At 53.8% G+C, this 25,655-nt stretch carries 26 protein-coding genes and 1 pseudogene; 4 read left to right on the forward strand and 23 right to left on the reverse strand.

What is annotated here, in order from left to right; genetic code table 11:
* Positions 1 to 311: 311 nt before the first annotated feature.
* The 9 genes and pseudogenes from VPK24_RS16495 to VPK24_RS16535 form a co-directional block, all read right to left on the reverse strand.
* Positions 312 to 596, reverse strand: a complete 285-nt coding sequence (locus VPK24_RS16495) for a HepT-like ribonuclease domain-containing protein (protein WP_393015009.1) — start codon at positions 594 to 596, stop codon at positions 312 to 314.
* Entirely contained in the window at positions 577 to 939 is a 363-nt protein-coding gene (locus VPK24_RS16500; RefSeq protein ID WP_393015010.1) for a nucleotidyltransferase family protein, read from the reverse strand. The genes VPK24_RS16495 and VPK24_RS16500 overlap by 20 nt, the downstream gene beginning before the upstream one ends.
* A 61-nt stretch (positions 940 to 1,000) precedes the next feature.
* A complete protein-coding gene (locus VPK24_RS16505) occupies positions 1,001 to 1,258 on the reverse strand; it encodes a HepT-like ribonuclease domain-containing protein (protein ID WP_393015012.1) in 258 nt (85 codons plus the stop codon).
* Between the two features lie 235 nt (positions 1,259 to 1,493).
* Positions 1,494 to 1,850, reverse strand: coding sequence for a nucleotidyltransferase family protein (locus VPK24_RS16510; RefSeq protein WP_393015014.1), 357 nt, complete (start codon positions 1,848 to 1,850; stop codon positions 1,494 to 1,496).
* Positions 1,851 to 1,984: 134 nt separating this feature from the next.
* Entirely contained in the window at positions 1,985 to 2,344 is a 360-nt protein-coding gene (locus tag VPK24_RS16515) for a VOC family protein (RefSeq protein WP_393015016.1), read from the reverse strand.
* 6 nt (positions 2,345 to 2,350) lie between these two features.
* Complete coding sequence (locus tag VPK24_RS16520) at positions 2,351 to 3,862, reverse strand: UbiD family decarboxylase (RefSeq protein ID WP_393015018.1); 1,512 nt, start codon at positions 3,860 to 3,862, stop codon at positions 2,351 to 2,353.
* 282 nt (positions 3,863 to 4,144) lie between these two features.
* A pseudogene (locus VPK24_RS16525) lies at positions 4,145 to 4,510 on the reverse strand (L,D-transpeptidase); the annotation flags it as partial.
* Positions 4,511 to 4,535: 25 nt separating this feature from the next.
* Positions 4,536 to 4,964 (reverse strand): hypothetical protein, encoded by a 429-nt coding sequence (locus tag VPK24_RS16530; protein WP_393015020.1) that lies wholly within the window; start codon positions 4,962 to 4,964, stop codon positions 4,536 to 4,538.
* Positions 4,965 to 5,306: 342 nt separating this feature from the next.
* Positions 5,307 to 5,513 (reverse strand): hypothetical protein, encoded by a 207-nt coding sequence (locus tag VPK24_RS16535; RefSeq protein WP_393015021.1) that lies wholly within the window; start codon positions 5,511 to 5,513, stop codon positions 5,307 to 5,309.
* Positions 5,514 to 5,565: 52 nt separating this feature from the next.
* Here VPK24_RS16535 and VPK24_RS16540 point away from each other — a divergent pair, with 52 nt between their 5' ends.
* Both VPK24_RS16540 and hpsN read left to right on the forward strand, forming a co-directional pair.
* Positions 5,566 to 6,123: a rhomboid family intramembrane serine protease gene (locus VPK24_RS16540; RefSeq protein ID WP_393015023.1), complete on the forward strand. Its 558-nt coding sequence runs from the start codon at positions 5,566 to 5,568 to the stop codon at positions 6,121 to 6,123.
* 99 nt (positions 6,124 to 6,222) lie between these two features.
* Positions 6,223 to 7,236, forward strand: a complete 1,014-nt coding sequence (gene hpsN / locus VPK24_RS16545; protein ID WP_393015024.1) for a hormogonium polysaccharide biosynthesis glycosyltransferase HpsN — start codon at positions 6,223 to 6,225, stop codon at positions 7,234 to 7,236.
* A gap of 213 nt (positions 7,237 to 7,449) precedes the next feature.
* Here hpsN and VPK24_RS16550 read toward each other — a convergent pair whose 3' ends face one another.
* From VPK24_RS16550 to VPK24_RS16585, 8 genes are all read right to left on the reverse strand, one after another.
* Positions 7,450 to 8,793 (reverse strand): TRAP transporter large permease, encoded by a 1,344-nt coding sequence (locus VPK24_RS16550; RefSeq protein WP_393015026.1) that lies wholly within the window; start codon positions 8,791 to 8,793, stop codon positions 7,450 to 7,452.
* Positions 8,793 to 9,449: a TRAP transporter small permease subunit gene (locus tag VPK24_RS16555; protein WP_393015028.1), complete on the reverse strand. Its 657-nt coding sequence runs from the start codon at positions 9,447 to 9,449 to the stop codon at positions 8,793 to 8,795. The genes VPK24_RS16550 and VPK24_RS16555 overlap by 1 nt, the downstream gene beginning before the upstream one ends.
* A gap of 60 nt (positions 9,450 to 9,509) precedes the next feature.
* A complete protein-coding gene (locus tag VPK24_RS16560; protein WP_393015029.1) occupies positions 9,510 to 10,607 on the reverse strand; it encodes a TRAP transporter substrate-binding protein in 1,098 nt (365 codons plus the stop codon).
* Positions 10,608 to 10,901: 294 nt separating this feature from the next.
* Entirely contained in the window at positions 10,902 to 11,603 is a 702-nt protein-coding gene (locus tag VPK24_RS16565) for a DUF2834 domain-containing protein (protein ID WP_393015031.1), read from the reverse strand.
* Positions 11,604 to 11,666: 63 nt separating this feature from the next.
* Complete coding sequence (locus tag VPK24_RS16570; protein WP_393015033.1) at positions 11,667 to 12,506, reverse strand: NUDIX hydrolase; 840 nt, start codon at positions 12,504 to 12,506, stop codon at positions 11,667 to 11,669.
* On the reverse strand, positions 12,488 to 13,066 hold the full coding sequence (locus VPK24_RS16575; protein ID WP_393015035.1) for a nicotinate-nucleotide adenylyltransferase: 579 nt from the start codon (positions 13,064 to 13,066) through the stop codon (positions 12,488 to 12,490). The genes VPK24_RS16570 and VPK24_RS16575 overlap by 19 nt, the downstream gene beginning before the upstream one ends.
* A gap of 127 nt (positions 13,067 to 13,193) precedes the next feature.
* Positions 13,194 to 14,579, reverse strand: a complete 1,386-nt coding sequence (locus VPK24_RS16580) for a nicotinate phosphoribosyltransferase (protein WP_393015215.1) — start codon at positions 14,577 to 14,579, stop codon at positions 13,194 to 13,196.
* 371 nt (positions 14,580 to 14,950) lie between these two features.
* Positions 14,951 to 15,322 carry a cupin domain-containing protein gene (locus VPK24_RS16585; protein WP_393015037.1) on the reverse strand — a complete coding sequence of 124 codons (372 nt, stop codon included), beginning with the start codon at positions 15,320 to 15,322 and terminating at the stop codon, positions 14,951 to 14,953.
* Positions 15,323 to 15,557: 235 nt separating this feature from the next.
* Here VPK24_RS16585 and VPK24_RS16590 point away from each other — a divergent pair, with 235 nt between their 5' ends.
* Positions 15,558 to 15,884 (forward strand): heavy metal-binding domain-containing protein, encoded by a 327-nt coding sequence (locus tag VPK24_RS16590; RefSeq protein WP_099534939.1) that lies wholly within the window; start codon positions 15,558 to 15,560, stop codon positions 15,882 to 15,884.
* Between the two features lie 15 nt (positions 15,885 to 15,899).
* On the opposite strand, the gene VPK24_RS16595 is transcribed toward VPK24_RS16590, so the two are convergent.
* The 6 genes from VPK24_RS16595 to VPK24_RS16620 all read right to left on the reverse strand — a co-directional run bounded on the left by VPK24_RS16595 (position 15,900) and on the right by VPK24_RS16620 (position 22,014).
* Positions 15,900 to 16,808, reverse strand: a complete 909-nt coding sequence (locus VPK24_RS16595) for a 6-carboxytetrahydropterin synthase (protein WP_393015039.1) — start codon at positions 16,806 to 16,808, stop codon at positions 15,900 to 15,902.
* 92 nt (positions 16,809 to 16,900) lie between these two features.
* Positions 16,901 to 17,269, reverse strand: a complete 369-nt coding sequence (locus VPK24_RS16600; RefSeq protein ID WP_393015041.1) for a hypothetical protein — start codon at positions 17,267 to 17,269, stop codon at positions 16,901 to 16,903.
* Between the two features lie 377 nt (positions 17,270 to 17,646).
* On the reverse strand, positions 17,647 to 17,817 hold the full coding sequence (locus VPK24_RS16605) for a chlorophyll a/b-binding protein (protein WP_099534942.1): 171 nt from the start codon (positions 17,815 to 17,817) through the stop codon (positions 17,647 to 17,649).
* A 111-nt stretch (positions 17,818 to 17,928) separates the two neighbouring features.
* Complete coding sequence (locus VPK24_RS16610; protein WP_393015043.1) at positions 17,929 to 18,978, reverse strand: diguanylate cyclase; 1,050 nt, start codon at positions 18,976 to 18,978, stop codon at positions 17,929 to 17,931.
* 568 nt (positions 18,979 to 19,546) lie between these two features.
* Complete coding sequence (gene fni / locus VPK24_RS16615; protein WP_393015217.1) at positions 19,547 to 20,626, reverse strand: type 2 isopentenyl-diphosphate Delta-isomerase; 1,080 nt, start codon at positions 20,624 to 20,626, stop codon at positions 19,547 to 19,549.
* 287 nt (positions 20,627 to 20,913) lie between these two features.
* Complete coding sequence (locus VPK24_RS16620; protein ID WP_393015045.1) at positions 20,914 to 22,014, reverse strand: C1 family peptidase; 1,101 nt, start codon at positions 22,012 to 22,014, stop codon at positions 20,914 to 20,916.
* Positions 22,015 to 22,284: 270 nt separating this feature from the next.
* Here VPK24_RS16620 and VPK24_RS16625 point away from each other — a divergent pair, with 270 nt between their 5' ends.
* Entirely contained in the window at positions 22,285 to 25,443 is a 3,159-nt protein-coding gene (locus VPK24_RS16625; RefSeq protein ID WP_393015047.1) for an AAA family ATPase, read from the forward strand.
* Positions 25,444 to 25,655: the final 212 nt, after the last annotated feature.

Below are 25,655 nucleotides of genomic sequence, written 5' to 3' on the forward strand. Positions count from 1 at the left end.
GCAGTCCAGTCAGTGGCTTTGTGCATTTGCTCAGTGGGCTGATTGCTTACTGCCATCAGCCCAAGAAGCCCACTCTTGACCTAGCGACACTAGGCATTGAACTCCCTGCTTAACCCGAATTCACGTTGATTTTAGATTGTCATTGCTGCTCTAGTAACTGTTTTAGTGATTGAGATAAAGGTATTAAGTCCGTTTGCACCACATCTCAAATACAGCCTTTACCTTGCTTACTAAGTACAATCGCTCGTAGGGTGGGCAGTGCCCACCTCATAATTGCTCCCTCGCATCTGCAATATGGCGTACCAATCGTTCTAGGTAAAGGCTGTAACTTGAACATCAACACGATCATATTGATGCGCTAAAATATCTCGCATTCCTGCCATTCCTTTCCAATCAATGGTTGAATGGGTTGCTCGAAACTCTGAAGATAGTCGCTTGGTGGCTTCGCCAATAATGATCAGAAAATAAAGAATAGCAGCTTGCTTCTCTCGATTGGTAGATAGCTGATCTAGGGTGACACCAGCCATCGAGAACATAATCTCTTCGATCGCTTTGAGAATATCAACTATTGCGTCCTTATCTCGATTTCTGTCCATAAATCCACACCGCTGAATCTAGAATGTCATTTCTTCGATTTAAGTTATGGCTGGTTAATACTTCCTTTAATAAGATCAAGTCAACAGATCGGCAACATAGTGCTTCTAGTTCTATTACCATTCTTGACCGTCGCAATAAGCTCATGTTTGCATTTGGCAGATAACAAAACAGGAAATCTACATCACTAGATTTTTTTCCATCAGATCGAAAATCGTCTCGTAAAATCGAACCAAAAACGGCTAGTTCGGCAATCTGCCACCGAATGCAGAAATCCCTGAGCTGTTCGGGTGTGATGGCTAGGCGATCATAGATTTCTTGGATTGAAACTGTGTCAGTTTTCATGTCACTTGCTCTCTGAATTTATGACGATAATTGAGTACCAACTAGATCGTTGACTAATTGATCATAAACTTTGAGGTGGTGTGGGTAGTAGTGACTGAATCTGGCGCAAAATGTCAGGTAGATTAATCTCAATGACAGGCTTCAGTCGTTCAAAGTCAATGCCATCATAATCATGTACGATCACGTCTCTTAAGCCTGCCATCTCTTTGCAAGGAATATCAGGGTGAGCATTGCGAAACGTCATTGACAATCGTTTGGTCGCCTCGCCAATAACAATCAGACGACGAATGACAGCATCTTGATCTTTGACAGATTTCAAGAATTCATCCCAGCCAGAGATACAGCTCTTACCTCAATTACTAAGCATAGTCGCCCGTAGGGTGGGCACTGCCCACCAAACCGTTGCTTCATGGCATCTGCAATATGGCGTGCCAATAATTCTAGGTAAAGGCTGTATATTCCATAATTAACTGAATTGAGTCAGCAATATCCAGTAGGGATTGATCATCTCTGGATGCACTATCTCTGGGCATATAGAATAATCTCTGGATGCACTATCTCTGGGCATATAGAATAATCTCTGAATTCAAAATTTCTTGGCGGCGCAGCCAATTACGACTATTCCGAATTCCTTGCTTACTAACAAAATCAATTTTTCGATGGTAAAGATTTTCTAGTTCTTCGCGCATCTGCATGATGTCGAAAAGGCTATGACTTGAAGACTGGTTTAGGCTGTAAAGCAAATCAATATCGCTAATGCAATCTCCACGATCGCGAAAATCGTCTCGTAAAATTGAACCGAAAACGGCTAGTTCGGCAATCTGCCATCGAATGCAGAAATCCCTGAGCTGTTCGGGCGTGATAGTTAGGCGATCGTAAATTTTCTGAATTGAGATTGCATCAGTTGCCATACTCTTGCTCCACTGATGACCATGATTGCGAAGGCTGCCCACTATTTTAGCCGCGCTAATTGTCAGAGATGTGAGTGCTATGGCATTTCAGCGCAGACGATGGCTTGCGTGATGGGCAATGGATCGAGAGGGGTTTAGGATTGCTGGAATTCTAAGAGATTGCCGTCGGGATCGGGGGCAAAAATGGCGGCGCGACCGGAGGCGCTGGCTTGCCAGGAAATACCGGTGGCGGTGAGCTGAGTTTTGAGGGCTTCTAGGTTATCCACTGCGATCGCCAAGTGGGCATTGCGACCCCACCGATCATCCTGAGTGCTGTTCACCACCTGGGGCGCAACAATTAGGTGAATTTGCCAATCCCCGATCGCATACCAAAGTCCAGGAAACTTGAGGGGGCGATCGATCAATTCCAGCCCCAACAATCCCCCGTAAAATTCAGCGGCGCGATCGAGATCGGTCACATTCAGCGCCACATGTAGCCCCCGGATTACCGCCACGATCGCCTACCTCCGAATATCGTAACCAAACAAATTGGCATCTACTTCCATCAGATTAATATCCGCCAAGCCGTATTCCGCCCAGCGCCGATCGACCGTGGCGGCCACCTCTGGATCGGATTCCAAAACCTTGCCCCATTCCCGATCGATTTCGGGATAAATCTTATCGGTGGCATCAATGCCCATTCGACTGCCGAGACCGGCTTTTTCGGTGGCAAAATCCAAGGAATCCAGGGGATTTTCCGGCAGGATAAACACATCCCGATCGGGGTCAACTTTCGAGCAAACAGCCCACATCACCTGGCGCGGATCGCGAATATTAATGGACTTGTCCACCACGATCACAAATTTGGTGTAGGTGAACTGGGGCAAGGCGCTCCAAAAGGCCAAAGCGGCCCGGCGGGCTTGACCCGGATAGGCCTTGTCGATCGAGATGATCGCCGCCTTGTAGCTCAACCCTTCCATCGGCAGGAAAAAGTCCGTAATTTCCGGCACTTGCGTCCGCAAAATCGGCGTGTAAATCCGGTTGAGGGCGATCGCCATCATCGCCTCTTCCTTGGGCGGCCGGCCGCTGAAGGTGGTCAGGTAAATCGGATCCTTGCGGTGGGTGACGGCATGAACCCGCAGCAGGGGGCCGGGAGCCGCCGGGCCGTAGTAGCCCATGTGGTCGCCAAAGGGCCCGTCGATCGCCGTTTCCGAGGGGTCGATCGTCCCTTCCAAAATCATTTCGCAGTTGGCCGGCACTTCCAAATCCAGGGTTTTGCACTTGGTCAGGTGTACGCCGGAACCGCCGTAGAGACCCGCAAACAGCCACTCGGACAAGTCCACGGGGATCGGTGTGGCCGCCGCCATCAGCAACAACGGGTCAGCGCCCAGGGCGATCGCCACCTCTAGTTTTTGGCCCCGTTCCGCCGCCTTCCGCAAATGTCGCGCGCCGCCCCGCACCGACAGCCATTGGACGGTCATCGTGTTGTTCGATTGCCGTTGCAGCCGGTAAACGCCCACATTCGGGATCTTGGTCTCGCAATCTTTGGTAATCACCAGCCCGAGCGTCACCACATGGCCCGCGTCGTCGGGATAGGGGCGAATCATCGGGATTTCGTTGAGATTCACCTCTTCGCCCCGCTTCACCACCTGATGGCAAGCGGGAAACAGGTCGATGTCGGGCTTGGCACGCAGCACATCAAACAGCACCTTGCCAAACTCGATCGCCTGGGAAATTTTCTTGGGCGGCTTCGGCTGCTGCAACATCGACAGCTTACGGCCCAAAGCTTCCAGTTCCTCGGGTGCTTCCATGTTCATGGCCCAGCAGGTGCGCTCCACCGTGCCCAACAGGTTCACGGCCACGGGGCTAGGGCTGCCCTTGACGTTTTCAAACAGCAGGGCCGGCCCACCCGCCGCCAGCATCCGATTGGCAATTTCGGCGATTTCCAGGTTGGGATCAACGGGAACCGTAATCCGGCGCAGTTGACCGCGCTCATCCAAAAGCTTCAAGAAGCCGCGTAGATCTCGGGGCATGGGGCGATCGAGGGGATAGCGAAGGGGTGATGTAACGAACCGTAACGATTCCCATTATCCCGAAATTCGGCACTGACCCGCCGCGCCGGGGCGATCGCCCCCGATCAGAAGGTGCGATGCGGATCGATGCTGACTGACTTGGATCCTGTCGTCCTGGTCTGGGCGACGGCTGACGTGATGGATCTGCCTTGCCTCAATTGTCGTAACAAGGGGCTTAAGCCCCTTGTTCCTCGCGATCAATTCAAGGTGGAGTAAGGGTTTCAGGGAATTTGACGACAATCCCTAGGGCCGAATCACGATCGGGGTACCCACATCGGCCCAGTTAAAAAGCCAGCGAGCATGATCCGGGGCCACGTTGGTGCAACCATGGCTAACCGGCGTGCCAAAGCGCTGATGCCAGTAAGCCCCGTGAATCGCATATCCCCGGTGGTAATACATCACATGGGGTACGTTGGGCACGTCGTAATCGGCCCCGCGCATTCGATCGATCGGGAGCTTGCGCTGAATTCGGAAAATTCCTGGCCAAGTCGGCGTACCCGGTTTGCCCGTGGACACAATCACCGCATAAACGGGCTTATTTCCTTCCCAGGCGATCAATCGCTGATTGCTGAGGTGAATTTCAATCCAGCGCTCGTCTGAAGCTCGCAACTCACACATGCGGGATCGGTAACGATCACCCTCGTTCAAGCAGGGAGCAGCGCGATCGGGCGGGCGCGTTGGGGTCGGAGTCGGCGGGCGTGTTGGGGTCGGAGTCGGAGTTGGGGGACGGGTCGGAGTCGGAGTTGGGGGACGGGTCGGAGTCGGAGTTGGGGGACGGGTCGGAGTTGGGATCGGAGTCGGCGGGCGCGTTGGGGTCGGAGTCGGAGTCGGCGGGCGTGTTGGGGTCGGAGTCGGAGTCGGCGGGCGTGTTGGGGTGGGAGTCGGAGTCGGCGGGCGTGTTGGGGTGGGAGTCGGAGTCGGCGGGCGCGTGGGCGTGGGCGTGGGTGTCACAGGGCGGCTGGGACTGGGGCTGGGAACCGGGTCGATCGACTGGAGATAAGCCAACGCAACGCCGGGCCAACCCAACCACAGGGCGATCGCCCCGCCCCAAAGTCCCCGCCACCGACGCGCAGCAGCAGGGCCCGATCGCACGGCAGGGGGCAACTGGGCAGCCAAACGAGGAGAACGATTAGGAAACATGGCGACGGGGCCCGAATAAGTCTTCAGCGATCGCTTGCCATTCTCACTGGTCACTGAGTCCGGCTGGCTTGGCGGAGCCGCAAGGGAAACATGCCCAAACTGGCAGACCCGACTCAAGCACTGAACCCAGGTTCTGAAAGTCTGAACTCAGGCCAGGGACCCATGGGCGATCGGTCATTGAAAAGTGACGGTTGACAGCCAAGGCGTTGGGATGCGGGGAATCAAAAGCCTGGCTATCTTCAGCCTAGCCAACATTTCTATCTCACTATCGATTCTGCGGGACAGATCTCCAAAAGGGACAGATTTCCAAAACGGTCGATCGCCCGATCGCTATCACCTCGGATTCAGCCCCCACGACAATCGCCCGATCGCGCCCCCGCCGATCCGCAATCGGGGGCTGCCCCCGCCGACGGTTCCGTTCGCTATCCTGGCTATAGTGGAAAACGATCGCCGCTCTCTCTCCCGATTGCATCCCCCTGGGAATCCTTTCCAGTCGTCAATTTCAGTAATCACTCCTTGAGCATGTGACCGAAGAACTCAAATCCCAAGGGCGATTTTTGGCATCGCTGATTGGCCTCCTGTGGCTGCTGGAAATTGTTGATCAGTTTGTTTTTCGGGGCTATCTCGATGTATTGGGCATTGTTCCCCGCAATGTCATCGGCCTGCGGGGGATTGTCTTTGCTCCCTTGCTTCATGGCGACTTGGCCCATTTGATGGCCAACACCGTGCCCCTGGGGGTGCTGGGTTGGTTGGTGTTGGTGCGCGGCCGCGAAACCTTTTGGAAAGTGACCGGCGCGATCGCCCTCATTAGCGGTCTGGGAACCTGGCTGATTGGCCCCAGCAACTCCATCCACATCGGTGCAAGTGGTTTGGTATTTGGCTATCTCAGCTATGTGCTATTTCGGGGCTGGTTTGAACGCAGTGCCAGCGGCATTTTGCTTTCGATTTTTATCTTCAGCCTCTATGGCAGTTTGATCTTTGGGGTGCTACCGTTGCGCTCGGGCGTGTCCTGGCAAATGCATCTTTTTGGGTTCATTGGCGGAGCGATCGCGGCGCGGTATGTTAACCGCCCCCGCCCCTAGCGGCCCTTCACCGGACAACGCTCGGATGCTCTTGGATTAAGATTTACGGTTCGATCGAATCGCTCCAGCCATCCTAGCCATCCCCCCACGGTTGCTGATATGAGTCAGGTTTCCCAGTTGCCAAAGGTTTCAGTCATTGTGCCCACCTACGGGCGCGAACAAGTGCTTTGCACCTCGATCGAGGATGTGCTCGCCCAGGACTATCCTGATTTTGAAGTGATCGTCGTTGACCAAACCCCGCAGCACCTGCCCGAAACCGAAGCGAAACTGGCCCAATGGGCCGATGGGGGCAAAATCCAATGGCATCGCCTGCGGTGGGCGAGCCTGCCCGGGGCCCGAAACTTTGCGGCCCGGCGATCGAGTGGTGAAATTCTCATTTTTATTGATGATGATGTGCGCCTGGAGCCAGGTTTCATTGCGGCTCATGTGGCAAACTACGGCGATCCCCACATTGGAGCGGTGGCCGGGCGCGTGTTCGATCGCATGAAATTGGAGCAAGAATGCACCAAACATGTGGGCGAATTTGATTACCAAGTGCCGGAAGCCTCTGACCCCGCGATCGCCTGGTATCACATCGACCTAGTGCGGGCCACCCAGCCCCAGCCGGTGATCACTGCCCGAGGTTGTAACATGTCCTTTCGGCGCAACCTGTTTGTGCAGCATGGCCTACGGTTTGATGAACGCTATCGGGGCAGCGCTGTTCGCGAAGAGTCCGACTTTTGCTTAAGCCTGCGTAAAACCGGCTTCAAAATTTGGTATGACCCCGCCGCCCATTTGGTGCATTTAGGCGAAGAAACCGGCGGTTGCCATGACATCAGCACCCGCTCGATCGGCTATCAAACCACCTTCTATCACAACCATTTTTGGCTCGGATTCAAACACCTCAGCCTTGGGCAACAGATTCGCTTTTTTGCCAAGCTGTTTGACTGTCATGTTTTGGGCCATCCCCCCTGCTACAAGAGCGGTTCGCCTCTGAAAGTATTGGTACGTTTTGGCTGCTACTGCATGGGTTTTACCAAAGCTTTAATCACGGCTCTGGTTGGCATTTGGGATGATGGCCAAGTGTATTCTCGGCAGGATCAACAGCGCGATCGCCCGGCCCTGAATTCCTAGATTTCTTTGCTTGGTTCTTCCGTCGAATGACTATTAATGTCACCAGCTCGTTAGACAGCAAGGGGCTTAAGCCCCTTGTTATGACGACTGGCTCTGCGACTTTGACCCAGAGAATTAAGGCAGCCGCGATACTACAAAATGAGCGTTGATCAGCCCATTTTGAGAAGAGAATAAAGGCTTTTTACTGATTTACGAAAGAGGCCTAGTGTCTAATCAGTCGAAGCTGAGAGACGGTAACCACATCACCAAATCTGGGAACAGAATAATAATCAGCAACACCAGCAGTTGCAGACAAATAAAAGGAATTACTCCCCGATATAGCTCCTCCGTTTTGACAATGGCAGGAGCAACGCCCCGTAGATAAAACAGGGCAAATCCAAAGGGCGGCGTGAGGAAAGAAGTTTGCAAGTTTGCCCCTAAAATCACCCCATACCAAATCATATTAAACCCAAGGGCTTTGGCAACGGGAGCAAAAATCGGAACCACAATAAAGGCGATTTCAAAGAAGTCAATAAAGAACCCCAACAGAAAAACCACCAACATATTGAGGGCCAGGAAACCCACTCCTTGACCCGGTAAGTTCGACAGAATTTCGAACATGAACCGATCGCCGTGGAGACCCCGAAAAACCAAACTGAAAGCCGTTGAACCAATCAAAATAAATAGGGCCATGCTGGAAATGCGTAGGGTGGCTTCGCAGGAGTCCCGCAGGGCAACCCAACTGAATTGGCGATTCAACAGGGCCAGGGCGATCGCTCCCAAGGAACCCACCGCACCCGCCTCCGTGGGGGTGGCAATGCCAAAGAAAATGCTCCCCAATACCAACAAAATCAGCACCAACGGGGGCAACATGGACTGCACCACCCGTTGCCGCAATTCTCGGCGCGGCATTTGGCAAACCTCCGGCGGCAGGGCCGGCGCAGCTTCCGGCTTCAAAAAGGCCACCAGCAACACATGCAAGGCAAAGGCCCCCGCCATCATCAGGCCGGGAATCACTGCCCCCAGGAACAGATTGCCTACTGAAACGCCCAATTGGTCACCCAGCACCACCAGCACCACACTGGGCGGAATGATTTGCCCCAAGGTTCCAGAAGCGGCAATCACCCCCGTGGCCAGCTCGCGATTATAGCCATAGCGCAGCATGATGGGCAGGGAAATGAGACCCATGGCCACGACCGTTGCGGCCACCACTCCCGTTGTGGCCGCTAGCATTGCCCCCACTACCACCACCGCTAGGGCCAAGCCACCCCGCAAGCGGCCAAACAAAATACCGACGGTTTCTAAAAGTTGCTCGGCAATTCCTGACTTTTCCAGAACGGATCCTAGGAAAATAAAATAAGGAATGGCCAGCAACGTGTAGTTTTTCATAATGTCAAAAATACGGCTGGGCAAGGCAGCTAAAAAGCTTGGCTCAAACGCATCGACATTGATCCCAATCAGGGCGAAAACGATAGCAACCCCACCCAAGGAAAAGGCGACGGGATAGCCGAGGGACAAAAAGAGCAGCGCCCCCAAAAACATGAGGGGCCCCAGCCAGTCAAATCCAAGGGTTTCCATTAGCGATCGCCCTCCGAGGGGTTCTTCGATGGTTGACTGGCCGATGGTTGGCTGGGTTGATGGGGGGCGATCGAGTGGGCGATCGGTTGTGGCAAGTGATCTGCACCTAACCCGGCAATAATTGCCAAGTTTTTAATGATTTCTGAAACTCCCTGAATCATCAAAACCACAAAACCAATTAAAATCAATCCTTTGATGGGATAGCGCGGCAAACCGCCAGGATCGGGCGAGAGTTCTTGAACCATCCAAGCATTGGCTGTCCATTGCCAAGAAGCCACCAAAACCAAAGCCGAAAAGGGTATTAGAAACAGAATGGTTCCAGCTAAATTGGCGATCGCCTGGGTGCGGGGCGACCAATTTTTATAGAACACATCTACCCGCACATGGCCATTCCGCTGCATCGTGTAGGCAGCACCGAGCAAAAACACACCGCTAAAGAGATACCACTGCAACTCAATGCTGGTGTTGGAAGTGAGATTTTGCCCGATCGCCCGGCCCAAGTAGCGACCAATCACATTCCAAGACCCGATCGCCAGCATGGCCACCACCAACCAGCCCATGGCTTGACCCAAGCGAAAATTCCAGCGATCAATTTGTCGAGCCAGCCGCAACCAGGGAGGGAGTTGCCGTTGAAGCCATCGTTGCCAATTTTGCATAGGTTTAAACGGGAAAATTTAAAGGATTTAAGGAAAGATTTAAAGACAAGATTGGATCGTTCAAGGTTTAACCGCTTCCGCAAAAACCCATTCATTGGTGCTGTTCCAGCCAATAACCGCTTGTTGAAAGGTTTTCCAAGGTTCATAAATGGCCTTGAAGTTTGCATCTCGCTGGGCTAAGTCTGCAAACAGTGCTTCTGTTTCCGTTTTGGCTTGTTTTAAAATTTCAGTGGAATAGGATCGTAGTTGTGTGCCACTAGCAATGAGGGTTTTGAGACCTGCCGCGTTGAGGGCTTCATATTCTGACAACATGGCATAGTTGGCTTCTTGGGCGGCCAGTTGAATTATCTGTTGATAGGCTTTTGGTAATCGGTTCCAGGCTTCTAAGTTGACAAAGAAATCGAGTGTGCTGCCGGGTTCCCACCAACCGGGATAGTAATAGAAACGGGCGGCGCGGTTCAGTCCCAATTTTGCATCGTCATAGGGGCCAACCCACTCGGCCGCATCAATAATTCCCCGATCGAGCGCCAAGAACACTTCGCTACCGGGCAGCACCTGCACATTCACCCCCAATCGCGACATCACCTCGCCACCGAGGCCGGGAATTCGCATTTTTAAACCCTGCAAATCACTGAGGGTTTGAATTTCGCGTTTAAACCAGCCCCCCATTTGGGTTCCCGTGTTGCCAGCGGGAAAATTAATGATGTTAAAGCTGCGATAAATGGCTTGTAAAGCTGTTAAGCCGCCTCCGGCATAGAGCCAAGCATTCTGTTGTTGAGCTGTGAGGCCAAAGGGTACTGAAGTACCAAAAGCAAGTCCTCGATGCTTGCCCAAATAGTAATAGCTGGCACTGTGGCCACATTCAGCAGCTCCGAGCTGTACTGCGTCCATCACTTCCAGTGCGCCCACAATTTCTCCGGCGGTGTGGGGCGTGATGATGAATCGGCCGTCGCTGAGTTCTTTGACCCGATCGCAGATGCTGACTAAGCCACCAAAAATGGTGTCGAGGGCTTTGGGCCAACTGGCGATCGCTCGCCACTGAATTCTGGGTAGGTCGGCGGCAACGGGCGGGCCGCCACTGGGTTTGGGGGCACAGGCCGCAGCGGTGGCCGTCACGGAACCCAGCCCGATCGACTGCATTAAATGGCGACGTTTCATGGGTTAAAACACTCTTTCAAAAGATGCTTGAATAGCCTAAAAGGGATTGAAGCTTTTAACGGAATTTGTAAAATTTGTAAAATTCAAAAAGATTCTAAAAAATCCCTAAAGAGGCCTTAGAAATTTCCTAGAAGCCGGTAGATTGGGTTGAGCTTTGTGAAACCCAACTTGATCACTACGAATTTTGCTGTTTTTGGGTTTCATGCCTCAACCCAACCTACAAGACTCCAAGACTAAAAAGATTTTGAAAATTTGCTGCAAGCCAACCAAGTTTACTCCCCCAGCAATTGCTAGTTACTCATTTGTCGCCTGAATCGGTGGGCGGAGGCAAAGGTAAGCCAAAGGCCCCACCAAAGGCAAGAACGTTAGCCATTGCCAAATGGTTTGCTGATGCCAACCTCTCCGGGCTAAGTCATCGCCCACCAGGGCAGGAAACAGCAGGGAAAGCATCAGAAAATCGAGGCTCATCACATGGATAAATCGGCTGGTTTGCCACTGCTGCCCAAAATCTGACCAGTTACCTTGGGACAGACCCCAACCCAGCAGTCCGATCACCCCAACACTGAGACCCAAAGCCAGCCAACGGGAATCCCAGAACCGAATCAGACGCGATCGCTCGCCCGTGAACTGTGGGTTCGATCGCCGCAGGGCCAGGTAAGGCAACAGGGCAAAGGCCCCCAATGCCATCGACCCGATCGCGAAGGGCCAAGCACGCACCGGCTGCCCACGCCCATCGGCAAACAGCAAGCAGCAGTAAACCAGCGGCCAAATGCCCATTAGGTTAAAAAGAGCCACAATGAGCAAATTTTCGCCGGATACTTGCCCTGTCGAAAGGCGAATGATCAAATCCAAGGTGTCCGGGCGATCGGGCGGAGCCAACAGGAAAGCATAGAGCGTGAAGCCGGCCCACAGGAGCCAAAACCAAGGCTGGGCCGGTTGTCTGGCTTGATCGTCCGGCAACTGGTCAAGATCGGGGGAGTTACTGGGCGCAGTCATCGGCGTTTTTGGCAGGTTTTTTGCAGGCAACTTGGACTATTAGACCAGGATTTCGCCCAAGATTTAGACAAAAACGAGGGGCTTATTTTCCAACTGTTGAAAGGCGATCGCATCAAATTGATAAAGACTGGCCGGGCGACCAGCGCCGCGCGACACCTTCACGCCCGTGTCCAATAAAATTCCCAGTTTCAGCAAGCGGCTGCGGAAGTTGGAATAGTCCGAAAAGTTTTCGCCTAAAACAATGGTGTAAAGCTGATAAAGATCGCTGAGGGTGAAGGATTCCGGCAACACGTCAAAGGCGATCGGGCTGTATTCCAATTTGTTGCGCAAGCGTTGATAACCGTATTGCACAATTCGATCGTGATCAAAAGCCAGTTCCGGCAGGCGATCAAACGGATACCAAGCAATCCCGATCGCCCCATCGGTGGCAAAATCCGAGATCGCCTCCACCTCCGCATAGCGCACCAGGGCAAAGTAGCTGACGGACAAGTACCGCACTCCAAAACTGTCGGCGGCTTCCCGGGGATCGCGGCCGGGCCCACCAAAGGTATAAAGCTGCTCCAGGTACAGATGCCGGACGCGAATTTTTTCCGCCAAGACGCGATAGGCCGCCGCTTCCAGGGCCTCGCCTTGGCGCACCAAGGTTCCGGGCAAGCTCCAACAACCGGCAAAGGGTTCATGTTGCCGCATCACCAGCAACACCAACAGTCGGCGCTTGTCGCTGTCCACGGAAAAAATGACGTTATCAACCCCTACTTTGAAATCGGCCAGGGAATCGACCGCCAGGGGAGCAGGCGATTGTTTGGCACTCTGTTTGGCACTTTGTTTGGTGCTCTGTTGGGCACTAAGCTTGGCACTGAGTTTTGCGTTGAGGCGATGGGAACCTAGCCGACGTTCTGCCATAGGTAAAGCTGCTCACCCCGAATATAGGCTTCAATTTCGGGGGGGATACTGTTGCGATCGCCCGCTTCCCGATAGGCGGTGGAAGAACTGGCGGGGCTGCTGAGGTCAGCCACCTGCACCTTGGCTCCCAGGTCGGCTAAATGTTCGATCGCGGCCGTTTCTAAGGGATAGCCCGGCCGAGGAATCACCAGCAATTGGGCAAATTGCAGAATATCCGCCGAGCGATACCACCGGGGCAGTTGGGCCACCAAATCTGACCCAATCACCAGGCTGAACTGGGCGTGGGGCCAGCGTTCCCGGGCCCGTTCCAACACCACCACCGTACGCGGGTGGCTCAGGTCTGGACAAACCTGCACATGGGCGGGCCGTGGTTCGATCGACTCGATCAGCACCCGCAACATGGCCGTGCGACAGTCGAGGGGAGCACGATGACTTTTGAAGGGATTGTCCGCAGCCCAAACCGCAACCCGATCGAACCGTTGGGCCAACCAAGCAACGATCGCCTGATGGCCATAGGTTGGGGGATCTGCACTGGTTCCAAACAACGCGATCGACATCATGGGATTCTGGCCGCCAAAACAACGGCAGGAATACAGGTTTGTAGAAAATGACGGGTTGATGGAGCGGAATTGGCAACCACTGGGGTGCTGGCCTTGAAACAGTTTGGGAAGCAGCTTAAGAAGCAGCTTAGGAAGCAGCTTGGAGCGACTGATGCACCCGAGTCGTGAGCGATTGTAGCGCAGGCGACAGTTCCGGCCGCACTGGGGTTGGGTCATGGATCGATCGCACCGCCTCCGGAAGGCTTTGAACCTGCGATCGGGTGCGTTGGGCAATGGTCAGCAGGGATTCTGGATCCGTCAGCCGTTGTCCCGCACGCATCACGGGCCGCAACAATCCCAGCTCTGATCGGGACACTTCATCGGCCAACACCAGCCGATCGCCCAACCAACGGCCCGCCTCATCCCGATCTCGCAGCACCTGTTTTCGGCCCGGATAGGTGGCCTTGCCACTGGAGCCTTTGGCCACCGGTTGCCCCGCCAACTCCACTAATTTATAAACCCCATTCACCGGCTGGCCAGTCACCAACTTTGTGCCTACCCCATAGCCATCAATCTCAGCACCGGCCGCCCGTAGGCGATCGATTTCCGCTTCATCCAGATCACCGCTGACCAAAATTTGCGTTCCCGGCAATCGATCGCGCGCTAGCTGTGACAGGCTCACCAAGTCTCCCGAATCCAACCGGATGGCCGGCACGGGGGCCCCGCCGGCCCGCACTCGCTCCGCCAACTGCTCGATCGCCCGCACCGGGTCAAAGGTATCCACCAGCAGCGCCCCATGGGGGAACAGTCCCTGAAACGCCTCAAACGCCGCCAGCTCTGACCCCATGGAAGCGCCCAGGGCCATCACCAGGGCATGGGCCATCGTACCCGCCGGTTGTCGCCCCAATTGCAACGCCGCTTCCACATTAGAAGTGGCATCCAAACCGGCCGCCAAGGCCGCCCGCGCCGCCCACAGGGCCGCCTGGGGACTGAAGGCCCGCCTTGTGCCAAACTCCAAAATTTGCGCCCGATCGCCCGCCACATCCCGCAACCGGGCCGATCGCGTGGCCACCAAGGTTTGATAGTTCAGCACATTCAGCAAATAGGTTTCCACCCACTGGGCTTGCCAGAGGGGAGCCTCAATTCGCAGCAGCGGTTCATGGGCAAACACCACGGTTCCTTCAGGCACGGCCCACAAGTCTCCCGTAAACCGAGCCGTTGCCAACAAGTCCCAAAATTGATCGGGCGCATGGTCAAACAGCCCCGTGGCCCGCAGTTGGGCCTGTTGGGACGAGCTGACCTGAAACTGCTCCAGGTATTGCAGGGCCTGTTCCAGTCCCATGGCCACCAAATAGCCAAACCCATCGGGCAACCGGCGCGTAAACAGCTCAAAACTGGCGGTTTGTTGCTCCACCGCCCGATCGCAATAGCAAGCGATCATTGTTAACTGATACAAATCCGTCAGCAGGGCGCTGTTGCCCACTTGAGCGTCCAGGGTTGCGGGCCCCAAGTCAGGCGTGGTGAGGGTCAACATAACTGGGGAAGCGATCGATCGGGCGATCGCCAGGAGGGATCTTGAGGCAGTCACACCGCTCTGGCCGTTGACGGGTGGCCAGTCAATTTATTTATAGTAATTTTTACCAAAAATAGCAACCCACCTACTCCCGATCGCCCCTGCGACTGGCACAGGTCGGCAGAGGCTGTCGTCATTTCCATCGCCGTAGGGGTTGGGTCTCCCAACCCTAACCTGAGCGATCGCTACAACCCTGCTCACCCCTGGGAACGCCCAAGGATCACGGGGCTGGGGCGTGTGGGGCTTGGGGCTGGGCGAGGAGACCCCGCCCCTACGATTGATGGGTTGGGGAAACGCGATCGTCAGGGTTGTAGGCGACTTGATGACAAGCCCTAGGATTCGCTCCCGTAAACCGTTTCATCTTCCTTGCGCCAGGCCGGATCCACCAAACAGATAAAGGTCAGCGGCTCGGGCCCCAAGCTGCGCACGAATTGTTTAGCGTTGGGCGGAATATAAACCGCATCCCCCGGCTCAATGATTTGCACCTCGCCATCGATGTGCATTTCCCCCCGCCCCGCCATGATGTAGTAGACCTCTGAGGTGGTCAGGGAATGGGGCAGCGAGGTTTCGCCCACGGGCAAAATCGCATGGGCCAAGCTATAGCGCAGGTCGATCGGCTGTTTGTCGGGATGCAGCAGCTCTCGCAAAATCGAATTATCGCCGGCCACAAATTCTTCGCAATCGCCCAACTTTCGTACCAGCATGGTTGAGACCCCGTGCAACATCTGCGGGCCATTCAAGCAAAATTTGCCGCCATTCGTGGCGATTGAGTGGCCATTGACCCGATCGAGCGGCTTGGTCTTTTCTGTGAAAGTCACCAAAACCCGTGAACAGTCTCCCACAACCCCTCGGTCGATCGCCCATCAATCTTGCTACAACAGGGATGAGATCAAGCAAAACCCAATCAAAGAACCGATCACCGGAATTCCTAATCACATTATGTTGCTAACCACCACCTCCAGCCTCGAAGGCAAGCGCATCATCTCCTATTACGGCGTGGTCAGTGGAGAAGCGATCTTGGGGGCGAACATTTTCAAGGACTTTTTCGCTGGCATTCGAGATGTGATTGGCGGGCGATCGGGTTCCTACGAAAAAGAACTGCGCAAGGCCAAAGACATCGCCATGAATGAAATGAAAGCCGCCGCTACGGAATTGGGAGCGAACGGCATCATTGGCATTGATATTGACTATGAAACTATTAGCCTGTCCAACGGAGGCGGCATGTTGATGGTGGCGGTTAGCGGCACGGCGGTACGGTTTGAATAGCTGGCACGGACTGCCCTAGTTTGCACCCACGCCCGCCGGCTTTCCTTGGTCGATCGCGTTGTTCACGGGGCGATCGACCCACGGAGCTTCCGTTTCCACATACACTTCACAGGAATTATTGTCGGTTTCATCCAATCGAATTTTGACCAACTGCACCCCCAATTTCTGCAATGGCTCCAGCAGTTGATCGCGAATATAAACGGCAATATTTTCCGCCGTGGGTACAATGTCTTGAAAGTAGGCAATATCCTGATTCAAAAAGGTGTGATCAAGCTGCTCTACCACTTGCATTTCAATGAGATTGTGGAGCCGGTTGAGTTCAACAACCATCCCTGTTCTAGGGTCAATTTGACCGCGCACCGTCACCCATAATTGGTAGTTGTGGCCATGGCCACTGGGTCGGGAACATTTGCCATAAATTTCGCTATTTTGAGCCAAAGTTAGGGTTGGCAAAGCCAAACGATGGGCGGCACTGAAGTGGGTATGAACCGTTAGATGAGCTTCCATAGCTTGCCCTCGATATTCCACAACTAAACCGGGATCGGGCGACAGTTGCACTTGCCGCAGTTGCAAGCCCTGCCGCTGCCAACATTGGCCCAAACGCTGCCACAGCACCTGGGCCAGCCACTCGCTGGTGGGCAGGGTGTTGGCAAATTCTGGCCAAATCTGGTTGAGGTTGGCTCCGTGCAAGGGTTCCAGCACTTCCCGTTGCAGGGCACGTTTGATGGTGGTGGACAGGTTGGCCACCATGCCAAAGGGATCGATCGGCCCTTGGACTTGCACCCAAAGCGTGAAGGTGCTGCCGGGCGATCGAGCGGCGATCCCGAACCGTCGATGATTTTCCGCCTCCGTCAGTTCCGGCAACCAATAACGGTAGCTTGCGGAAAATTGGACACGACGGCTGATGGTGCAAAGATCGCTCATGCAATGCGGCTCGATCGGGACGATGATTCGCTCAGACTTCTGGATTCACCCTGACAAGAGGGCTGGGGGATCGCGGAGGCTGGCGACAAGGGCTAGTCGGCGGAATTGGGGCGATCGCGGAGGCGCAAGGGCGGCAGGGGCGATCGCGATCGATCTGTGTAAACCGGGTCTCCGTAGGCCGGGGTTAACCGAGGGGCTGCGGGTAAAACGGGCAAGCGACTGGCGGAGGAACTGCGGTAGGCCATGCGGGGCGATCGGGCCGCGTCAATCACGCGCGCGGAATATTTCAGCCAATAGAGAGCGGCGGCCGTGCCCAAAAAGATTAGCCCCAAAGCGGCCAAACCCGCATCACTATCCGCTCCCCCGATCGTCACCTGCACCAGGCCCATGGTTAGCACGAAGGCGGCGATCGGCTCTCGTCGATATCGTTGCTGCAACAGCCGCGGCCAACGCTTACCCATCGGTTTAGTCCTCAGCGGTTTTGATCCCAAGGGTGATTCCCAAACGATGGCCAATCCCTAGCCATGTCGCCCCTAATTCTGATTGTATAAACCTTTCTGCTACTAGAAATTTTTTCTGTTGCTATCAAAAGACCTTCAAAAGACCTTCAAAAACCTTCCACATTTGCGGCTGTGGAGTTTGCGGTTGTGGAATCGACTCATTCGCAGCCCACGGAAGGGACGCAGCCACGCCCACCCGCCTCTTAGTCCGAGCGATCGGGCAGGGGCTGCGCCCTTAATTTCACAAAGCATTTCGCAAAGGATTAGGCTTGGCAAATCCCGCTCAACAAGCTCAACCAGTCGCAGCAGGTTGCCAAGCAACGGACAACAGCAGGCCCCTACAGCAGGCCCAACCAAGCCAACAGCCCTTGACCCGTCACCGCCTCGATCGCCAAAGCCAGCAGGAAACCCACCATGGCGGCGCGGCCATTCAGGCGCTCGGCATAGTCATTGAAGCCAAATTTGGGTTCTTCGAGGTTGGGGGTGGTGGTCGGTTGTGGTTGAGTCATGGTTTGTTCCTGAATTGTTACGTTTTGAGTTTTACATTTCGTAACAGTTTATCGCACCTCGGCCAGCAGTGGGCCCTTGCCGAAGGTTAATCAACCGTAAACAATCGGCTGCTACAGCACCATCATCACTCGATTGCGGCCCCGGTTTTTGGCTTGGTAGAGGGCCCGATCGGCCCGGTTCAAGGCCGCCTCGATCGAGGTGTCGGTGGACTGGCAACTCGTGCCGCCAATGCTGACCGTTAGGGTTAAGCCCGGGGCGCTGGGCAAACTGGTGATAGTCGGATCGGCGATCGCCTTGCGAATCCGTTCCGCCACGATCGCAGCGGCGGCCGCATCGGTCTCCGGCAACAACATTACAAATTCCTCACCCCCATAACGCCCCAAACAATCCTGAGTTCGCAGAATGCTGCTGGCGGCTTGGGTGGCCGTCGCCAAGGCCAAATCGCCCACGGCATGGCCATAGGTATCATTCACGGCCTTGAAGTGATCCAAATCCAACATCAACACTGAAAGGGGATGTTGATAGCGACAACTGCGCTGAAATTCCTTTTTGGCCAGGGTCATCCAATGCCGTCGATTGGCCAAACCGGTCAAGGGGTCGGTGGTGGCCAAGCGGCCCAATTCGGTGTAGGCACTTTGCAGTTGGGCGTGGGTTCGTTGTAGGGCAGTCAGGGCCTGACTGAGGCGATCGCGTGCTTGCTTGAGTTCCAAATGCACCCGCACCCGGGCCAAGAGTTCCGCCGAGCGAAAGGGCTTGGTGATGTAGTCCACAGCGCCAAGCTGAAAGGCTTCCAGCATGTGGGTTTCTTCGTTGCTGGCCGTGACAAACAACACAGGAATATCCCGTAGGATTGGATCTTCTTTCAGGCGATCGCACAGTTGCAAACCGCTCATTCCCGGCATCATCAAATCCAGCAAAATCAGATCCGGTTGAGCCGATCGCACCCTCATCAACGCTTCGGCTCCCGTCATGGCAAATGTGGTTTCATAGCCCGCCTGATCTAGCATTTCGATCGACAGGCGCACATTTTGGCTGACATCATCAACCACCAAAATTAGAAACGATCCGGGATCAAACGGCCGGGATGGGGATTCTGCCTTGCCCGTCGCTAATCGTCGAATGGGTTCTGAATTGGCTGCAATCGCCTGAGAATTGGTCATGAACCTAACGCTAGAGAGAAGATTAATAGAGAGAAGATTGATTTCGAGCCTGATCGTCATTCCCCATTGGGTCACCAGAGCAACGATCGGGCAGTGAGCTTGAACAGGGCATTGATGGCGGTTTCTGGGCGATCGTATTGAGCAAAGTTTGCCAAACCACTCAAGACAAGGAAATCAGGACTCACCCATCAAGGCCATCCCAACAGCCATCCAAACAGCCCTGAAAAAGGCCACGAAAAAAGCAATGCCACCTTTTGAGGCACATTCTTCAAGGGCGAAAAAGCAAAGAAAAGCCACTGGTGAAGTGGTTACAATGAATCGTCAGAAGCTTATATTTATTCTATCTTTATCTTGCTGTCTTGATCTTAATCCCTAGCCCCAGAAAAGCGGGCCGCATCCCTAACTCAGTAAACTGCAAATTACATTTTGATTGTGATTGTGATCACTCAAAGTTCTACTATTTTAAAGTCTGGCTCAAGCAACAGTCCAATTTGACCCCATCTTGAGGAATAGCTGAAGGGATCATCCCCTCAGCCCCTAAGAAGCGATTGCCATCAGGCACAGTAGTCTACTGAAGTTGCAGTCGGCCGCGGGTTTGTAGGTCTTCGATCGTGCGATTGCCGGTGCAAAACATGGCAGTTTCCAATTCCGCAATCAACACATCACACAGAAAATCCAAAGCACTGTCGGACTCGTTAGCCGCATGTAAAAAGGGCATCGCTAACCCCGCCAAATTTGCACCAAGGGCGATCGCCTTAGCCGCATCCAAACCATTGCGCAGACCACCGGACGCAATTAGCGGAATCGTTGGAGCTACCTGGCGAATTGCAGTGATACATTCAGCCGTGGGGATGCCCCAATCACCAAAGGTTTCGCCCAAGCGACGTTGCTTAGGATCCAAAGCCCGTACACTCTCCACCTTGGCCCAAGACGTGCCCCCCGCTCCGGCCACGTCGATCGCCTGGACACCGGCCGCCAGCAACTTTTCAGCCATAGCGCGTGAAATGCCGTTGCCCACCTCCTTGGCAATCACAGGCACGGGCAGTTGGGCACAAAGGTCTGCAATTCGATCGAGCAACCCAGCAAAGTTACGATCGCCCTTGGTTTGCACCGCCTCCTGCAAGGGGTTCAGATGCAAAATCAACGCATCTGCTTCCAACCAATCCACCAAAGACTGGCACTCAGCCAAACCATAGCGATAGTTAAGCTGCACCGCCCCCAGGTTGGCAAACAACGGAATGTCTGGAGCGACTGATCGCACCGCAAAGGTTCGGCGCACTTCCGGCCGCTCCACCGCCACCCGCTGCGAACCAACGCCCATGGCCAAGCCCCAGCGCTGGGCTGCCGCTGCCAACCGCATATTGATTTGTTCTGCCTGGTCTGTGCCACCCGTCATAGAGGAAATGAGCAACGGGGCCCGCAGCGGTTTGCCCAAAAATTGAGTGCTGGGATCCATGGTCGATCGATCCAGTTCCGGCAAACAGCAATGCTCAAATCGGTAGCGATCCAAGCCACTACCCACCTGCCGGAACTGCACATCATCTTGCAAGCAGGCTCGCAGGTGGTCAGCCTTGCGATTTTGGGTCGCCTGGGCGGTTTCGGGCGCGGTGCTGGGGGCGGGTTGGGGCAAAAACTCGGTGGATTGCATGGCGCTGGGAACAAGAACCATCCCTTAGTGTCGCGTGACCCGATCACCCTGCATGAGTCCCCGCCAACTTTTGCAACATTGAGGCTGGCCAATGGCTGTGGCAAAGCCCATGACCAAAAGCCTTGACACCACCTCAGGCAAGGGGCTGAAGCCCCTTGCCCAAGATGGTCGATCAGCCGATCGGTCAGTCCTTGATTGGTCAATCCTCGATCGGCCGACCCGTTGATTAATCACTGGAGAACCGAGAACAGCCAAAGGTTCGATCGAGCGAATGCCCAATCAGCAACTTACTCTTCTTCCTCTTCTTCTTCTTCGTAGTCTTCTTCTTCTTCCTCTTCTTCTTCCTCTTCTTCTTCTTCGTAGTCTTCTTCTTCTTCCTCTTCTGAATCTTCGTAATCTTCTTCGTCGTATTCTTCTTCCTCGTCGCCTTCCTCTTCTTCCTCGTCGCTTTCCTCGCCGTCGTAGTCTACTGAGACGCTGATTTCTTCGTCCTCTTCCTCTGAGTAGTCATAATCACTCTCATCGTCCTCAGAGTTGTAGTCACTGGCAAATTCTTCGTCATCTTCGCTGTAGATACCAGCCGAAAAATCTAGATCCGAAACTTGTTGAATTGCCCAGCAATCGAAACACAAATCCGTGTTGGTCATGTAGTCATAGGGGATATAGCAATAGCCTTGATCACCCCAATCTGATCCCCAAGAGTTGCGCACAATAAAGGCTTCATTGCGATCGGAATAACCCACACAGAGCATGGCGTGGGCCCCATGGGTTTCGCGAATTTGCTCATTGCGGCTAGGCAGCGGAACGCGGCCACCTTTTCCCGCTTGATTAAAGGAATTGTAGAGAATTAAGCCAAACGCAAAGGGATAACCCTCCGCTAAACAGCCTTTCATGGCTGCTAAATCAATGGGAATTTCACGGGCTTCATCCACCAAAAAGTTCTGTGCTTCCTCGTAAGCCTCGGGGGAAGGTTCCGTGTCAAAGTCTTCAGGAACATAGGGCCAGGTTTCTTCGGTGCAAGCGCCAACTTCTTCGAGCACTTGAATGCTGCCGCTGATGGAACTGCCACCGTCACCCACGGTTCCTTCCGCGCGCCGCGTGTTGTAGTAAATAAACAGGCGGCTGATGTCGCCCGCTTCTCCGTGGGCCCGCTGCGCTAAATATTCATAGGCTCCGGCGATCGCGTTGGCGGTGCAACTGCCCACGGTGGATTGATCTTCAACGGGGGTCATATATTGACGCAAATCAACGCGGCTGGGCAACTGATCGGCACCAAGTTTTGACTGAAACAGGCTAAATCTCGGTGGCTTCCGTGTGGATTTGACACAAGCGCCAACTCGAATTTTTTTGCCGCTGCGGCGGTTAACCAAATAGCCAACTTTTGCCATGGTTCAGAGAGCCTAAAAATAGACGATAAGTGGTTGAGAAAGGTAGGTGTTGAAGGGAGCTGGACAATCACCCAGGGCGCACCGTAGCCAGGGCTTGGGCGATCGCCCCCCATGCGGGGGCTGCCGTTTCTGGTTATAGCCTGTTTTTGAATGAGCACCCAAAAGGAGTGCCAAAAATGTCAAAATGAGCCTGAAAAGTAACTCATTCAGCAAGATTAATCCAGCTCATTCATCAGCAATGGGTTCACAGAGGCAGGGCAGAGGTTAACCGTGATCCCCGAACAGCTTATCCTCAAAAATTTCCTCAGTTATCGAGAAGCAACCCTACACTTTGGGGGGCTGCAAACGGCTTGTATTTGTGGAGCCAATGGTGCAGGGAAGTCGTCACTACTGGAAGCCATGGCTTGGTCGATTTGGGGTAAAAGTCGCGCTTCCACTGAAGATGATGTGATTTTCGCGGGTGAAACGGAAGCGACCGTTAACTTTACCTTTCGGTTTGGTCATGAAGTTTATCGGGTGATTCGAACACGCCGACTGGGCCAAGCCACTGCTTTGGAATTTCAAATGGCGATCGATGAGGGCGATCCCGATCAATGGGTCTTTCGCAGTTTAACGGAACGGGGAGCAAGGGCGACCCAAGCAGCTATTTTGCAGCGCTTGCGGCTGGACTATGACACTTTCGTGAATTCTGCCTATTTGCGTCAGGGACGAGCCGATGAATTCATGTTGAAAACACCGGCCGATCGCAAAGACATTTTGGCAGATTTGTTGAAGCTGGGGCAATACGATGATTTGGCAGAACAGGCAAAGGAACGCTCAAAGCTGCTGAAGGGTGAAGCCAAACAACTGGAGGAGTCGATTCAATCGCAGGAGCAAAAGCTAGCCGATCGAACGAGTTTGGCCCAAGAGTTAGCCACCGTTGAGCAACAGCTCAAAGCACTAAGGGGCGATCGGCAAAAAGCAGAAGCCCGACTGGAGCAATTGCGATCAATTGCAGTACAGCGCCAAAGCCAGCAACAACAATTGCAATGGATTCAGCAGCAGCAACAAACCGTTCGCCAAGAGCTGGAACGGTTAGCCCAGGAAGGCCAGCGGCTGGCCCAGCGACAAGCAGAAATCGATCGCACCCTGGCCGCCCAAACGGAAATTGAAGCGGGAATTCAGCAACTTCAACAATGGCAGCGAGAAGATGAAATTTTGGGTCAAAAATCCCAGCAATATCATCAATGGACAACGGAGCGAAACCGGCAACAACAAGCGCTCGATCGGGAAGTAAGCCGATTGGAAAATGAGCAGCGCACATTGCATAGTCGCTTGCAAGATTTGGCGCAACAGGAACAGGAATTACAGAGCATTCTGAATCAGCGATCGGAGGTGGAAGCGGCGGCTACTCAGTGGCAAACTGCACGCCACCATTTAAACCAATTGGAGCAGATGCAAACCCAGACGGCTCCCCTGGTTCAACGGCGGCAGCAGCTTCTTCAAGAGGGCGATCGGGTGCGATCGCGCCTGATGGCTCGTTTGGAGGAATTGCAAAATTTGCAGCAACGAGCGATGGCTTCTGTAGCGCGTCGTCCCCAACTCATTCAGCAATGGGAGCAGATTGATCAGCGAATTCAAGCCCTTGAAAATCGCAAAGTTTATCAAGATCGAGTGCAAGAGAAAGGCACTGAACGAAAAGGGTTTATTGATCGTTTAACAGGAATGCGGGTAGATTTAGAAAATCAGCTTGCAAAACTGACTGAAAAAATGACCCTATTGGCAGAGCAACCAGCGATTCAGAAGAGTCAAAACCAGGAAGTTCACGAGATTTTAGAGGACTACGGTGCTTGTCCCCTATGCGATCAGCCCTTGGATCAACATCACCTGGAGCGAGTGCAAGCCAAGCAAAAACTCGAAGAAACGGAACTGCGCGATCGCCTGTGGGTGATTCAAGAGCAGTTGGCTCTGACAGAACGTGAAATTCAGATTTTGCGCCAGGAATATCGAGACCTCAAACAGGAATTGCAGCCTCTCAATAGTTTGATTGAAGAACGGGGCAAGCTGCAAGAACAACTGCAAACCCTGGAGCAAGAACAAATTTCTTTGGCGGCTCAGGAAGCCACAATCGCTCAACTCACAGCGACTTTAAATTGGTTTGATCAGGGCGGAGCAGCACCCGAACTATTACCGGGATTGGGGCGATCGCTCCCAGATTTGCGGCATGAGCTAGCTGAGTTAGACGATCGCCTAGCAGCCTTGAATTTTGACGATCGAAATCTGGCTTTGGCGCGGGCCGAGGTCGATCGCTGGCGGTGGGTGGAACTGAAACAACATGAGTTGAATCAAGCCCAACGTAAGCTAGAGCAATTGCAACAGCGCCGGCCGGATTTATTGGCAGAGCGCGATCGGCTTCAAAAAACCTTAGCCGGTCACTTAGACCCGACCGAACCCACCTCATTAACCGCTCAACTCGCACTGATTCGTCAACAACTGACAGCGCTAAATTATCAACCCGATCACCATGAACAAGTACGGGCAAAATTGCGATCGGCTCAGGGGTGGTTAGCCCGAGCAGAAACCCTGCGTCAATGCCAACAGGAAGCGCCCCAACTGCTCGATCGGCAACGTCAGCTCGCCCAAACCCAACAGAGCCAAACCGAAACCCAAACTCAACTCGCAAAACAGTGGGCAGAGGTGCAATCGCAACTGGCCAATCAACCGGATCCGAGCCAGGATCTACAACAGCTCGAAGTGCAACTCAATGATCTGCAACGGGCGATCGAATCAACGGTGGCCAAGCAAGCTCAACTTTCCCAACAGCAAGAATTTTTACAACAAGTAGCAGAGCAAATTGAGCGCGATCGACAACAGCTTCAGCAAAAACATCATCAACAGCGTGTTTACGATGAGTTAGCCAAGGCTTTTGGCAAAAACGGAATTCAAGCCTTGGCGATCGAAACCCTCTTGCCTCAACTGGAAGCGGAGGCCAATCGAATTTTGTCCCAATTAAGTGCCAATCAACTGCATATTAATTTTGTGACTCAGCGCCTCAAAAAAACCGCAACCAAGCGCCAGAAAGCAACCGATTTAGCCAGTGCCACCATCGAAACCCTAGAAATTCAAATTGCCGATGCTCAAGGCACTCGTCCCTATGAAACCTATTCCGGGGGCGAATCTTTTCGGATCAACTTTGCAATTCGGCTTGCCCTGTCGCGACTGTTAGCCCAGCGATCGGGAACGGCGTTGCAACTCCTGATCATTGATGAAGGATTTGGCACCCAGGATGATGCGGGGCGCGATCGGCTGGTGGCAGCCATTAATGCGATCGCCCCGGATTTTGGTTGCATCCTCACGGTCACCCACATTCCCCAACTCAAGGAGGCGTTCACCGCCCGCATTGAAGTGCAAAAAACCGCTGAAGGTTCAAAATTGGCCGTTTTTCTCTAAGTTTTTTCCCTCAGTTTTTTCCCTCAGTTTTTTCTCTAGGGTTTTCTCTAAGTCTTTTGACCTAGCGCCCAGATTTAGCGCGGGCCCTCTTGCGCCCAGGCCCCTTGCCCCACCTAGTAGCGCGACATCTTTAAAATATTGGGTCAAAGTTGCGGAGCCAGTCGTGGTAACAAGGGGCTTGAGCATCTTGCTGCTTAACAATCAGGCGACAG

This window comes from Limnothrix redekei LRLZ20PSL1 (assembly GCF_043235035.1).
Lineage (GTDB): Bacteria > Cyanobacteriota > Cyanobacteriia > CACIAM-69d > CACIAM-69d > CACIAM-69d.

Coding starts and splice junctions, on each gene's coding strand:
- VPK24_RS16495 (WP_393015009.1), bottom strand. CDS start 596: ATGGACAGAAATCGAGATAAGGACGCAATAGTTGATATTCTCAAAGCG.
- VPK24_RS16500 (WP_393015010.1), bottom strand. CDS start 939: ATGAAAACTGACACAGTTTCAATCCAAGAAATCTATGATCGCCTAGCC.
- VPK24_RS16510 (WP_393015014.1), bottom strand. CDS start 1,850: ATGGCAACTGATGCAATCTCAATTCAGAAAATTTACGATCGCCTAACT.
- VPK24_RS16520 (WP_393015018.1), bottom strand. CDS start 3,862: ATGCCCCGAGATCTACGCGGCTTCTTGAAGCTTTTGGATGAGCGCGGT.
- VPK24_RS16535 (WP_393015021.1), bottom strand. CDS start 5,513: ATGCAATCGGGAGAGAGAGCGGCGATCGTTTTCCACTATAGCCAGGAT.
- hpsN (WP_393015024.1), top strand. CDS start 6,223: ATGAGTCAGGTTTCCCAGTTGCCAAAGGTTTCAGTCATTGTGCCCACC.
- VPK24_RS16550 (WP_393015026.1), bottom strand. CDS start 8,793: ATGGAAACCCTTGGATTTGACTGGCTGGGGCCCCTCATGTTTTTGGGG.
- VPK24_RS16555 (WP_393015028.1), bottom strand. CDS start 9,449: ATGCAAAATTGGCAACGATGGCTTCAACGGCAACTCCCTCCCTGGTTG.
- VPK24_RS16560 (WP_393015029.1), bottom strand. CDS start 10,607: ATGAAACGTCGCCATTTAATGCAGTCGATCGGGCTGGGTTCCGTGACG.
- VPK24_RS16565 (WP_393015031.1), bottom strand. CDS start 11,603: ATGACTGCGCCCAGTAACTCCCCCGATCTTGACCAGTTGCCGGACGAT.
- VPK24_RS16570 (WP_393015033.1), bottom strand. CDS start 12,506: ATGGCAGAACGTCGGCTAGGTTCCCATCGCCTCAACGCAAAACTCAGT.
- VPK24_RS16575 (WP_393015035.1), bottom strand. CDS start 13,066: ATGATGTCGATCGCGTTGTTTGGAACCAGTGCAGATCCCCCAACCTAT.
- VPK24_RS16580 (WP_393015215.1), bottom strand. CDS start 14,579: ATGTTGACCCTCACCACGCCTGACTTGGGGCCCGCAACCCTGGACGCT.
- VPK24_RS16585 (WP_393015037.1), bottom strand. CDS start 15,322: ATGCTGGTACGAAAGTTGGGCGATTGCGAAGAATTTGTGGCCGGCGAT.
- VPK24_RS16590 (WP_099534939.1), top strand. CDS start 15,558: ATGTTGCTAACCACCACCTCCAGCCTCGAAGGCAAGCGCATCATCTCC.
- VPK24_RS16595 (WP_393015039.1), bottom strand. CDS start 16,808: ATGAGCGATCTTTGCACCATCAGCCGTCGTGTCCAATTTTCCGCAAGC.
- VPK24_RS16600 (WP_393015041.1), bottom strand. CDS start 17,269: ATGGGTAAGCGTTGGCCGCGGCTGTTGCAGCAACGATATCGACGAGAG.
- VPK24_RS16605 (WP_099534942.1), bottom strand. CDS start 17,817: ATGACTCAACCACAACCGACCACCACCCCCAACCTCGAAGAACCCAAA.
- VPK24_RS16610 (WP_393015043.1), bottom strand. CDS start 18,978: ATGACCAATTCTCAGGCGATTGCAGCCAATTCAGAACCCATTCGACGA.
- fni (WP_393015217.1), bottom strand. CDS start 20,626: ATGCAATCCACCGAGTTTTTGCCCCAACCCGCCCCCAGCACCGCGCCC.
- VPK24_RS16620 (WP_393015045.1), bottom strand. CDS start 22,014: ATGGCAAAAGTTGGCTATTTGGTTAACCGCCGCAGCGGCAAAAAAATT.